We start from the raw sequence: 12,603 nt of genomic DNA on the forward strand, positions 1-12,603 counted from the left end.
TCTACCCGGTAGAACGATCTCCATTTCAGCGTACATTTTCTGACCTGTAGCTCTTTTCTGTTGGTGTGTAGACGATGGCGATAATTCTCGGCGTGATGATGTTTACCGGCATTATTATCGCTCTTGTAGTGATGATCGTAGCCGCACGGAAACAACTGGTTCCCAGTGGTGACGTTAAGATCGAAATCAACGGCCAGAAAGAGATTTCTGTCCCCGCCGGGGGCAAACTGCTGAACGCGCTGGCCTCCAACGGGATCTTTGTCTCGTCCGCATGTGGAGGTGGTGGTACCTGTGCACAATGCAAGGTACACGTGCTTGAGGGTGGCGGTGAGATTCTGGACACAGAAAAGGCCCACATCAACAAGAAGCAGGCGCGCGAAGGCTGCCGACTCTCCTGTCAGGTGGCTGTCAAGCAGGATTTGAAAATCGAAGTTCCGGAAGAAGTCTTCGGTACCCGGAAGTGGCAGTGCACTGTGCGGTCGAACAACAACGTTGCGACCTTCATCAAGGAACTGGTTCTGGAACTGCCAGAGGGCGAGGAAGTCGACTTCAAGGCAGGCGGATATATTCAGATCGAATGTCCACCGCACCATTTGAAATACTCCGACTTTGAAGTCGCCGAGAAGTTCCGTGGCGACTGGGACAAATTCAATCTCTGGACCATCGAATCAAAAGTCGACGAACCAGTCATTCGTGCCTATTCCATGGCAAACTACCCGGGCGAAAAAGGCATCATCATGCTCAACGTCCGCGTTGCAACGCCTCCGCCCCGGTCTGCCCCTGGAACACCACCCGGGAAGATGTCCTCATTCATCTTCAACCTGAAACCAGGCGACAAGGTCACGATTTCAGGTCCTTATGGTGAATTCTTCATCAAGGATACGCCAAACGAGAAGATCTATATCGGAGGTGGTGCAGGAATGGCACCGCTTCGCTCCCACATCTTCGAATTGTTCAAGCGGATGCACACCGACTGTAAGGTTTCTTACTGGTACGGTGGTCGAAGTGTGCGGGAACTGTTTTATCTGAACGACTTCGACGAACTCGAAAAGAACAACCCCAACTTCAAGCTGAACATCGCATTGTCCGAACCCCAGCCAGAAGACAACTGGACAGGGATGCGCGGATTTATTCACCAGGTACTTCATGACGAATACCTCGCGAAACATCCGGCACCAGAGGATTGCGAATACTACATCTGCGGTCCTCCAATGATGTTGAAAGCCGTGACTGACATGCTGTCAAGTCTGGGTGTTGAACCAGAGAATATTGCATATGACGACTTCGGCGGCTAGCAGGATCACAGGCCTCGGATTCCCCACTCCGCGACAACTTGTCGTGGTCGTTCTGGGTTTCCTGTCAGCAGGTCCCCAGCTGGCACAGGCAGAACTGGCCCGGATAGAAGGATCCACAATGGGGACCTACTATTCGGTGGCCGTCGATAGCGAAACCAGCGTCGATACAGCAGAACTGCAGAGCCGGATTGAAGACTGTCTTCTGGTCGTGAATCAACAGATGTCGACCTGGATGAAGGATTCGGAGATCAGTCGCTTCAATCAGTTCGGAGAATCCGAATGGTTTGAGGTGAGTGCGGACTTTGCCCTCGTTGTCGCAGAAGCAAAGCGAATCCATGAACTGACGGGGGGCGCGTTCGACCCGACTGTTGCCCCCTTGATTGATATCTGGGGGTTTGGTGACCAGCGTCCGAGGACGGTACCGGCTCAATCCGCCATTGATGACGCTCTGGTCTCCGTTGGCATGGACAATATCCATGTGCAGCATGATCCCCCCGCCTTGCGTAAGCTCAGGCCAGAGATTCAGTTGAACCTGTCGGCGATTGCCAAAGGATTTGGAGTCGATCAGGTCAGCAAGCTACTGGATTCGCTCGGCTACCCGGCCCATGTGGTTGATATCGGCGGGGAAGATCGCACAGGTGTTCGAAAGCTCAATGGCGACAAGTGGCGACTGGGCGTGGAAAGCCCACTTGGCGGTGTCCATCAGGTGTTACCGCTTGAGCAGACTTCCATCGCCACTTCGGGCGACTATCGAAATTTCTTTGTGGTTGAGGGCAGGAAGTTCAGTCACGCTCTGAACCCCGTGACAGGATGGCCTGTTGAGAATCCGCCGGCTTCTGTTTCCGTGGTTCATCCCTCCTGTATGACTGCGGATGCGTGGGCAACAGCCATGATGGTGCTCGGCGCTGATAAAGGCATGGCGATCGCCACAGAACAGAACCTGGATGTCATGTTTATGTATGTCGACTCAGGAAAGCTCACCGTATCCGCTCGCGGACTGTTCAGTCAGGAACCGACCGAAGAGGCGACGGGGCAGACCACGACAGAATCCAGCGACTCCCCTGCGTCATTGCTGACGATGATCGGTATCGCAGCCGCGGTCTTTAGTCTCGCGATGCTTGGCATGGCCATCGGTGTCATCGTTCGAAACAAGTCCCTGAAAGGGAGTTGCGGTGGAATTGCAGCATTCGAAAGCAACTCCGATTCCCCCTGCATGTTGTGCACGAAACCTATTGAACAATGTCGCAATCCGGAATTGCGGGAACAGGCGCAAAATGCCGCTGCAGGTGACAAGAATGGGGATGCTTAGCTAAGCAGCCTTTTGAAGAACGTGACTGGCTCGAGCAGGAGACCAGAAAAAACGATGGTTTCCAGTCGTCCTGCCAGTCCCGGTTTTTGAACGGACAGCTAACGCGATATCACGGTCGCCGGCAGGCTCCGCAAACAGCCGGGATGGCTGAATAATTTCAGGAATCCGCTGTGTCTGCTGGCCACACCCGAGATTCCGATTCCATCGCTCTTGTGTGTCGATGGACGCCCTTGTGTCAATGGTTGTCCGTGCGTCAATGGTTGTCCGTGTGTCAATGGTCGTCGAGCATCCTTGTGGCCACGATCAGGCTGGGCCAACATAACCTGCGGTCAATTCACATCGGAAGTCGCAGTCGATCGTGATGCAAGTGACGGCTCCGTCCCCATAAAGGCAGCTGCAGACAAGTGCACTGTCCATTAAGACCTCAACTGAATGTATGGCCTCATGTTGAGTCTCAATCTCCGGGAGCCAGGATGACGGAATCAAAGGGACATCAAACCGATGGTCTGTCACGAAACCAATGTTTCAAAGAAACTGAAAACAGCGTTTGTACCGGGATAGATGAAGACAACCAGTAGCACGGGGCAGATGCAAAGCCAAAGTACGGCACGACGACGCTCTGCAACGAAATTCAAAAATGTCACGAAGCACAGCACCACAAAGATGGCTGCCAGTGCGCCTTCGCGAACGTAGCCAATGGATTTCAATCCCGGAGCCGCAAGTGTTGCACATTCATAAATCGATGCGGCAAACACAAACAAATAGAAGATGCCGAGAATTGCCGCCGTTGTCATACCGGCGATTGCCCAGCCGGAAAATCGAACAGGCACAGCAGGTCCGTGGAGAGGTGCGTTCGTCGAAGTCGATGGAGGTTGAAAGGGATTGGTGTTCATGACTGTATGAGGCTCAGCATTGCCGAAGTGATTCGGATGTTTACCGTTCTTGTCCCGTTCTATCGCACGCAGGATTCTGCCATTCAGTCAGACCTGGCACAAGTTCGAGTCGACTGACGCACAATCCCCGACGGACTGAATGCAGACGCCGGCTGAATGGGATGAGCCGTTAGCTGGCGAATTGGGGCGATAACAGCCTGTTGAACAACGGCACGGGCTCGAGCAGGAAACCTTGAAACCGACGGTTCCTGTTCGTCCTGCGTGCCTATCCCGGTTTTTCAACGGACAGCTGAACGCAGGACCGTCTGGATCACCGCCAGCCGTTCCGCGTTCGAATTCCGGCTGACCATTGTCGTGACGGTCAAACTAAGCGAAGATGGTTTGAAATCCGGGCAGAAACAAACTGCCATCAACGGCGGAGAACCTTTGCGAGAACACAGGCGGAATCCATGAGGAAGGCGGCACATCACCCATCACTGCTGACAGAATTGCGTCGTCGCCATTTCCTGAGTCGTGCTGGGGGCGGTGCAGCATCTCTGACGGGTATCGCTGCACTGTCGGACCTGCTGTCCGGGTCGGCTGTTGCAGCTGACTCTTCCCAGGCAGCGGCGTCTCAGTCCAATGATCCGTTGTCCGTGAAACAGCCTCATTATCCCGGAAAGGCCAGAGCGGTTATCCATCTGCTCATGGCGGGCGCCCCCAGTCAACTGGAACTGTTCGACAACAAACCACTGCTGACGGAGCTTTCCGGTAAGCCTTTGCCTCCTTCGGTCATTGGGGGGCAGCGTTACGCATTCATCCAGCCGGATGCGGCGGTTCTGGGACCCCAATTTGAATTTGGTCGACATGGCGAATGTGGAGCAGAAATTTCCTCCGCAATGCCGAACCTGGCTTCCATTGCGGACGACATTTGTCTGATCCGGTCGATGCACACAACGCAGTTCAATCACGCTCCAGCACAGATTTACATGAACACTGGGTTTTCCCAACCCGGGCGTCCAAGTCTGGGATCATGGCTGCTGTACGGTCTTGGATCGGAAACACGCGACCTGCCCGCGTTTGTCGTCATGAGCACCGGGGCGGGTATCAGCGGCGGAACGGCACTTTGGTCCAGCGGATTTCTGCCAACAGTTTACACAGGAATTCAGTTTCGCAGCCAGGGCGACCCTATCCTGGATGTCACAAGTCCTCCGGGTGTTTCCGATGGACTGCAGGACGACACTTATGATCTGATCAATCGGATGAACCGACGGCGTCTTGAAGCGTTGGCAGATCCCGAAATTGCTACACGGATCGCGTCGTTTGAAATGGCTGCGCGCCTTCAGGTTTCGGCTCCTGAATTGATGGACTTCAGCAACGAAACCAAAGAAACGCTCGATCTTTATGGCTGTGATCCTGCAAAGCCGAACTTTGCGCGAGCCTGCCTGCTGGCACGCCGTATGGTTCAGCGCGGTGTGCGCTGCGTGAGTATCATTCATAGTGGCTGGGACGCGCACAGCAACGTGAAAGGCAATGTGCAGAACAACTGCAATGCCACCGATCAGGCCTCAGCGGCTCTTGTGCGGGATCTGAAACAACTGGGAATGCTCGACGAAACACTGGTGGTCTGGGGCGGAGAATTCGGACGAACGCCGATGGTCGAATCCAACCCGGCTCTCGGTCGGGCACTTGGGAGGGACCATCATCCGCAGGCATTTACCGTCTGGCTGGCTGGCGGTGGCGTTCAACCGGGCATGACGCTGGGTGCGACCGATGAATTTGGATTCCACATCACTGAAAATCCCGTCGATGTGCACGATTTACAGGCAACCATTCTGCATTGTCTGGGTCTGGATCATGAGCGACTCACGTATCATCTGGCGGGCCGGGACTTTCGTTTGACGGACGTGCATGGTCGCGTGGTTCATGAAATTCTTTGAAAGTCGCGAAAACGCATGTGTGCAAAGGGTCGTAAGGGAAAACGAAGAACGTCGAGCAACGGACGCCGAAGCAGTGTCTCCGATGAATCCGGATCAGGTGGGCCATCTGGACGAGGCCCACAAAAAGTTCGCGTCGATCTGAAGAAAAACAAACAGGCCAAAGCCCGGCAGCAAAATCTCACCAGCGAACTGCTGAATGACGAAGAACTGGCCGAAGACGCGAGCACTGAGGAACGCGTCACTTCACGTAATCAGGTTTCTCGTCGACGAACCGTTGTTGGCGTTGAAGTCGAAGGTGATCAGATCATTCGATCCGTGGACGAAACCGACTGCCAGCGCGGTCGGGTGATCAGTTTTATCGGTCTGAACTGCATCGTGCAGAATGAGACCGGTGAGGAATACGAATGTACGATCCGCGGGGTTCTTCGATCACTCGCCCGAGACAGCCGTAATGTCGTGGTGACAGGAGACCGAGTGCTGTTTCGTCAGGAAGGCGACAGCTATCAGGGCGTGATTGAACGTGTCGAGCCGCGCCATGGCGTCCTGTCGCGGGGAAGTCAGGGACGCGAACACGTGATTGTCGCCAATATCGATCAGGTCCTGATCGTCGCGTCCGCCGCTGATCCGGATTTCAAACCACAACTGATCGATCGTTATCTGGTGGTGGCAGAACGCCACGGTGTTCGGCCACTGATCTGCATCAACAAAGTGGATCTGGTTGACCCGGATATTCTGCTGGATGCAGTCCGCATCTACGGCCGCATCGGGTATCCGGTGATCCTTTCCAGTTCAAAGGACAGACAGGGAGTAGACCAGCTTCGACGCTGTCTGAAAGGTCGCCAGACAGCAGTCAGCGGACAGAGTGGCGTTGGCAAATCATCGCTGCTGAATTGTGTGGATGGCGACCTGAACCTCCGCACGGCAGATGTCAGCGACTGGACCGGCAAAGGTACACATACCACGCGACGGGCTCGACTGATGACACTTTCATTCGGCGGCTGGGTTGCGGATACACCCGGAATCAGGCAATTCGAACTTTGGGATGTCTCGCTCGAAGAAGTCGATGGCTACTTCATTGAATTTCGTCCGTTTATCGCGAACTGTCGATTTCCTGACTGTAGTCACATCCACGAAAACGACTGTGCTGTGAAGACGGCAGTGGCCTCCCGAATGATCAGCGAAGCGCGATATCAAAGTTATCTTCGGCTGCGGGAAGAAGACATTTTTCTCTGGAAGAATCCCGCCCGAGGATCCGCGCAGGCCATGAAGTCCGATTGATGCAATTTCGTTTCACTCTGAACCGGCGGTTTCAACAAACCGAACGGCCACCCTTGACCTCAGCGAGTTTGAACGCATGAACAAATCCCGTCGCAGTCAGCCGGATTTTGAATGCCTGCACTGCGGCGAAATGCTGCCTGGGGGAAGTCACTTTTGTCGGCACTGTGGCGCCGATGCCAGTGTCGGATGGAATCACGACGATTCTGCTGAACCGGATTATGGCCAGGATGACTTTGAATATGACGACTACATTGCCAGAGAATTTCCAGAACATCTGGATCCGGATGCTCCGGCCATGGCAGGAAGAAAATTCGTTGCCTGGGTGATCCTGGCACTTGTGATCAGCATGATCATCGGCGCCATGCCGTTCTTCTTTTAAGATGGCCGCCTGTCTGGAAAATCACAGCCAGGGAAATCGTTTCGCCCAGTTTTAACTGCGGACAAGACGAAAGCATCCAGCAGACTGCTGCGTATGCATCTGCTCCTGAAACAACCACCGTTACTGCATCAGAGTATCGTATGAAATTCGAACTGATTAACACCCGCCAGGGCATTCACGACACCCAGTCACGAATCACGTCGGCCTCGCACTCGGTATTGCAGCAAAGTGGTGAAGGTTGGTCTGTCTCGATGCATCGAATGCACGGAGGTTTGTCCGATGGCGTCGATGTGATCACGCTGAACAACGGTCGAATGACATTGTGGATTCTGCCAACACGCGGCATGGGCGTCTGGCGCGGAGAAGTCGATGGAATCCCGCTGCAATGGAATTCTCCTGTCGAAATGCCTGTGCATCCATCATTCGTGGATCAGTCGAGACGAGGTGGTATAGGCTGGCTGGATGGTTTCAACGAATTGATTTGCCGCTGTGGTCTCGGATGGCATGGAGCCCCCGGCACCGACATTGTTAGAAACCCGGATGGTAGCGTCGTGTCCGAGCAATTCCTTCCGCTGCATGGTCGGATCGCTAATCTGGCCGCTCACCAGGTCACAGTTGAGATCTCTGAAGACGATCGTGGCCTCATTACCGTGACCGGGGTTGTTGATGAGACAAGTGTATTCGGCGGGCGACTGCGGCTGACATCTGTGCTGTCGACGGTAACAGGAAGCAACTCATTCGAAATTGCAGATACCGTGACCAACCTCGGCAGCACTCAGGCCGAAGTCGAAATGCTTTACCACTGCAACGTTGGGGAACCATTTCTTGCGGCAGGTTCCGTCTACCACGGTGCGGCAAGTGAAGTTGCTCCCCGAGACGCTCGAGCCGCGGAAGGCTTGAGCATGTGGAATATCTACGAAGGGCCAAGCCGCGGATTTGCGGAACAGGTCTACTTCTGTGCGGCGGCGGCAGATGTCAATGGCTGGGGGATCGGAGTGCTGACGGACGAAGACGCGCAGCATGCGTTCTGTGTGCGGTACGACACTGCAACGTTGCCCTATTTCGCTTTGTGGAAGAATACACAGGCGCTGGAAGATGGATACTGCACAGGTCTGGAGCCGGCCAGCAGTTTTCCGAATCTTCGCTCGGTGGAACGGGAGAATGGCCGTGTCATCCAACTGGCTCCGCATCATTCGGTCACGTTTCGATTGAGCTTTGAAGCCGCTGCCGATCGAAAACGAGTCCGACAGCTTGTCGACGAAGTCACGACACTGCAGGTAGCAACTCCTCGCACGGTTCATTCGGAGCCAAAAGCTGAATGGAGCCCCTGATAAGATTAACCGAGAGTCTCGGCGCGAGAATCCCTGATTCGCTATGCCGCAGATTGTCGGTCGACCAGTTTTCGATCGCTCTCGATTTCACCGGGCCAGTGAAAAGGTGAGATGCTGATCTGGTTCTTTAAACAGAAGTCGCGAATCACCCTGCATGCAGTAGCGATCGCCTGAACCGGCAGGCTATTCCAGAGAGGCAGCGCAAGAATCTCGTGCGAATGTCGATGAGCATTGGGAAACGACTCTGGTCGTTCGCCCCGTGGAAACTCAAATAGTGTCGCGGTGTCGATCCCGTTTTCCCATAGTTCAGCTCTCAATGTATCTCGATGCAGACCTGGCACGCGGATCGGATAATGGCTGAACGCCGCGTCAGGTACCGGTACACTGGAGTCCGGAAACAGAAGCGTTTCGTATGATCTGAAGAGCTGCCGCCGCTGAGAGATGATTCTGTCAGTGCCGCGAGCCAGGTTGCTGGCGAGTGTCAGATGAAGGGAGGTTGGACCATGAGACCAGTCACGAGACATCGGCGGGAGTTGATCGTCCGCTGAGTTCCCATCAGCGATGACGGGAGAACTTCCGCGGCGAAGGCGATCCTGGAGTGTCCGAATCAGGGCATAACATGCCGGCACGTGTGCAGCCGATCGAAGCAGCAGTTCTGCGTTCTGTCGAATGCTGCGTACAAGTCGCTTCGGGGCCAAATCGATACACCGTTGGGCTCTCATCCAGTCTGCCATTTGCTGATCGTGAGTTAACAGCAGTCCGCCCCAACCGGCATACAATGGCTTGCCAAGGCCAAAGCTGACGATGGCAACATCAGATTTGCGTAGTCTTTGCATATCATTCTGCGTGGGGACACTCATCGCCATGTCAAAGATTCGCATTCCGGCGTCGATCAGCGCCGTCGGCAAGTCGCTGTCTGAATAGCGAAGCCCGTACACCTCAGAAAGAATGACGGCGTCATGCCTTGTTGCAGAACGATCGGCGTTTCCCGACATCAGCAGGCCATTCTGCTCACTATCCATCAGCTTCAGCCGTCGACCGCTGCGACGAACCGCTTCGCGAACGACACCGCACGTGAATGCGGGCGTGTAGACTGTGCATTCATCTGAAGTGGCAAATTCAAGGCTGCGGCAGATTGCATAACGACCGGATGGTACCCAGATGGCGTGTGGAACCTTCAGCCGTGTTGCCCAGATCTCCTCTGCCGCTTCAATTTTTGCAGGAAACATGCCGAGCAGAAACTGGTATACAAGGTGCCCCATTCCAAATGAAGGACGGTGACGTGGAATCATGTTGTAGCCCTTCAATGGTGTGATTGGTGTGCTTAGTGGATCGCCCAGAATGCAGCAACGACCAGAACACAGGTCGACATCAGTATCGAGGCGACTGGGACACCGGATGGCTTACCGGCATACCGCAGCAGAGCGATCCGTAACAACAGAACTCCGCCTTCTCCGGCGCCCCAACCAATCGCAGCACCGACGGACCACGAAATGTGGCTGAACATCCAGATTGAATCGGCAAAAATGAGGATCCCAATCACGACTGCCACGACGTCAGGCCAGTTCAGCGACCAGGCATTGACCGTATACTTCATTCCCATGTTAATGCACGACAAATAGAGTCCCGGACAGAGAATCACCATGGCCTGCGCAACGGGCAGCATGTCCGCAGGCAGTAACGCTCGGGTCAGGGGAATGCAGAAAAGAATTCCGAGCAGACAGGCAGGCACAAAAACCAGAGAAACCAGATGCATCTCACGCCGAACGATCCTGCCGACGCTCCGGACATCGTTGATTTCAATGGCCCGTACCAGCGCCGCAAACGAAGACACGAACATGCTGGTTGAAAGAAATCCGGCAGTCGAAACGAGACGAAATGCGGTGCCAAAGACACTCACATCCAGATCCGTTGCAAATATGCTCAACAACAAAACGCCAATCCGCTGAAACAGGCTGGTCAGAAATAATGTCGTGCCGACCGGAAAAACTTCACGCAGAACGACTGATACAGAGCTCATTGATCGTCCACGATCGTCGGCGGCTTCTTCCGCTGTCCCATCACCAAACACAGGGCGGACACAGGAAAGCGTTGCTTCGAAACCCATCCGGCCGATGTTTGTCAACAGCCAGATCGTCAGCAACCACGGTATGCTCATCTGCATCCAGGCCGCCAGCGCCATGCCAGTCACCGCAAGCGTGCGTGAAACCAGCATGATCGCTGCTTCAACATCCAGGCGTTCACGCCCGCGCAGGTACCAGAGAAACGGATCAGTCGATGGCTGCGTGGACGCAATGGCGAAACACAGCAATGCGATGGGAAGGGTCAGGTTGTTTAACGGCAGCAACGTCAGAACTGCTGCCGAAACGATCGTGTAGAATACCTTACACCAGGCTGAAAGCCGAAGGATTCTCACTGGTCGCGCTGTAAAAGAGAACTCGCGTGTGGCCCAGAGACGCGAACCGTAGTCCGAGGCCATTTCGCTGACACCAATCAGAGCCGTCGCCGTCAGCATCATCGCGTACGCGGCTGTCGTCAGCGTTTCGTGCAGCAGATACAGCAAGCCAAGCTGCAGCACAATATTGACAACATTCCCTCCGGCGCTGCTGAGAACATTTCTGCGAAATTGTCGGACAGGTTTCGCCACTTCGCTCGTTGATTGAGCACCTGGCAGTGATGGACTTCCGGCAACTGTGCTCATTACGAGCCTCCCGGAAGAGGTGCTGAATAACCATCATTCATTCGAACAGGGTAGTCAACGTCATCCCTCGATTCAAAGAACTCTCCCGGCCGTACAAAAACGAAACCGATACATGTCCAGTACAGACAGCAAAGAGGGTGATGGTTGAACAGATATTGAGTATTCCCCAGCTCTCGGCCAAACAGGAAAACGGCTAACGCAACTCCCATCGCGGCTCTGCTTGCGGCTTGCGTTCGACTAAACCGATAAATCCGCCAGCAGATGAGCAGGTAAACAATCACTCCGGAAATCCCAAACATCCCAATCATCGAAAGTATCCAGGTGTGGGGATCCGTTGAAGGATGCCCCAGTCCGGCATAATACATATTCGGAAAATGAGAGACACCCATTCCGAACAGGCATTCCGCCCAGCCCAGATTGTCAATGGCACACTGCCACAACTCACCACGGGCACCGAGACTGTTAAGGTTCTTGAGTCGCATTACGGTCATGATTCCGTCGACATCAAAATTGACCAGCAGTACCATCGGCAGGGCAAGAAACATCGCCAGCATGGTCTTTGACGGGGAACGCGTCCACGTCATGGCAGCTGCAGCGGCCAGGTAATATACAAACATGGTTCTGGCTGCTCCGAGTGCAGCAGCAGTGATGCCTGTTACAAAGAATCCGGCAACGAAAAGCATTGAGAGTTCTCTGGCTCTTCGAGCTCCCAACAGCATCAGCATGTAAAATGCCGGTACACTTGCCAGGGCGTTGGGTGAAAGGAACGGGCCAGTCAATCTGGCAACGCCCCGCACACCGGGGTTCGATGCCTGGTCCTGCTTGATGATTTCTGCCATGCCCTGAGGAGAGGCGGCAAACGCAGGGCCAAAGCGAAACTGCATGATCGCGATGAAGAAGATATGTATCAGAATGCAAACCGCAACAACTTTAATTCGTGTACTTCCGAATGCATCCATATACATCTGTCTGGTGGCGAGCCATGCCGTGAAAATCATGCTGGCCATCAGGATGCAGACAATATAGTACGGCCGACTTTCGAACTGCGTCCGGATACCCATTGTGTGATTCACCGTTGAGGTGACTAGTCCGTACCCGACCAGCAAGATCCCCATCAGCACAAGGTGCCGGTAGTGTCTCAGGCCGCGTGTCAATGGAATCTCTGATCCACTGATTGCGGCAGACAGCATCAATAGTCCCGACATGGCAGCGACAGCTGCGTAGTCAAACGGAACAATCTGTCCACGCGCATCCTGAACGGAGAACCCAATGAGCAACAAATAGGGTCGCCATGCTGGCAGAAGCAATGATGCTGCTGCCAGAAAGATGGCTCCGTCCATCACCGAAAACAATCGCAGATGCGCGACCGCATAATAGGCGCTGCACAGAAGGATGCCCTTGACTGCTTCTGTCAGGCGAGCAGACTGAATTGCTGCGTGGGCGATCGGATCAAAGGATACCGGACTCGGGATAGCTGCCGTCTGCATTGAGATCACCA

Annotated in this window: 10 protein-coding genes; 6 read left to right on the top strand and 4 right to left on the bottom strand. The window is 54.4% G+C overall.

The window, feature by feature from the left end; all coding sequences use genetic code 11:
- Positions 1–74 precede the first annotated feature (74 nt).
- Both nqrF and R3C20_20160 read left to right on the top strand, forming a co-directional pair.
- Positions 75–1,295: an NADH:ubiquinone reductase (Na(+)-transporting) subunit F gene (gene nqrF / locus R3C20_20155; GenBank protein ID MEZ6042820.1), complete on the top strand. Its 1,221-nt coding sequence runs from the start codon at positions 75–77 to the stop codon at positions 1,293–1,295.
- Positions 1,276–2,604 carry an FAD:protein FMN transferase gene (locus R3C20_20160; protein ID MEZ6042821.1) on the top strand — a complete coding sequence of 443 codons (1,329 nt, stop codon included), beginning with the start codon at positions 1,276–1,278 and terminating at the stop codon, positions 2,602–2,604. The genes nqrF and R3C20_20160 overlap by 20 nt, the downstream gene beginning before the upstream one ends.
- A gap of 509 nt (positions 2,605–3,113) precedes the next feature.
- Here the strand turns inward: R3C20_20160 and R3C20_20165 are convergent.
- Positions 3,114–3,497 (bottom strand): hypothetical protein, encoded by a 384-nt coding sequence (locus tag R3C20_20165; protein ID MEZ6042822.1) that lies wholly within the window; start codon positions 3,495–3,497, stop codon positions 3,114–3,116.
- 449 nt (positions 3,498–3,946) lie between these two features.
- Between R3C20_20165 and R3C20_20170 the strand changes: the two genes are divergently transcribed.
- The 4 genes from R3C20_20170 to R3C20_20185 all read left to right on the top strand — a co-directional run bounded on the left by R3C20_20170 (position 3,947) and on the right by R3C20_20185 (position 8,404).
- A complete protein-coding gene (locus R3C20_20170) occupies positions 3,947–5,416 on the top strand; it encodes a DUF1501 domain-containing protein (protein MEZ6042823.1) in 1,470 nt (489 codons plus the stop codon).
- 15 nt (positions 5,417–5,431) lie between these two features.
- A complete protein-coding gene (gene rsgA, locus R3C20_20175; protein MEZ6042824.1) occupies positions 5,432–6,694 on the top strand; it encodes a ribosome small subunit-dependent GTPase A in 1,263 nt (420 codons plus the stop codon).
- A 76-nt stretch (positions 6,695–6,770) separates the two neighbouring features.
- Positions 6,771–7,073, top strand: a complete 303-nt coding sequence (locus R3C20_20180; protein MEZ6042825.1) for a zinc ribbon domain-containing protein — start codon at positions 6,771–6,773, stop codon at positions 7,071–7,073.
- A gap of 140 nt (positions 7,074–7,213) precedes the next feature.
- Positions 7,214–8,404: an aldose 1-epimerase family protein gene (locus R3C20_20185; GenBank protein MEZ6042826.1), complete on the top strand. Its 1,191-nt coding sequence runs from the start codon at positions 7,214–7,216 to the stop codon at positions 8,402–8,404.
- A 41-nt stretch (positions 8,405–8,445) separates the two neighbouring features.
- Here R3C20_20185 and R3C20_20190 read toward each other — a convergent pair whose 3' ends face one another.
- The 3 genes from R3C20_20190 to R3C20_20200 are packed head-to-tail and all read right to left on the bottom strand — an operon-like array spanning position 8,446 to position 12,592.
- A complete protein-coding gene (locus tag R3C20_20190; protein ID MEZ6042827.1) occupies positions 8,446–9,696 on the bottom strand; it encodes a DegT/DnrJ/EryC1/StrS family aminotransferase in 1,251 nt (416 codons plus the stop codon).
- 32 nt (positions 9,697–9,728) lie between these two features.
- On the bottom strand, positions 9,729–11,105 hold the full coding sequence (locus R3C20_20195) for a hypothetical protein (GenBank protein ID MEZ6042828.1): 1,377 nt from the start codon (positions 11,103–11,105) through the stop codon (positions 9,729–9,731).
- Positions 11,105–12,592 (bottom strand): hypothetical protein, encoded by a 1,488-nt coding sequence (locus R3C20_20200; GenBank protein ID MEZ6042829.1) that lies wholly within the window; start codon positions 12,590–12,592, stop codon positions 11,105–11,107. Before R3C20_20200 ends, R3C20_20195 begins: the two co-directional genes overlap by 1 nt.
- Positions 12,593–12,603 lie beyond the last annotated feature (11 nt).

This window comes from Planctomycetaceae bacterium, assembly GCA_041398825.1.
Lineage (GTDB): Bacteria > Planctomycetota > Planctomycetia > Planctomycetales > Planctomycetaceae > F1-80-MAGs062.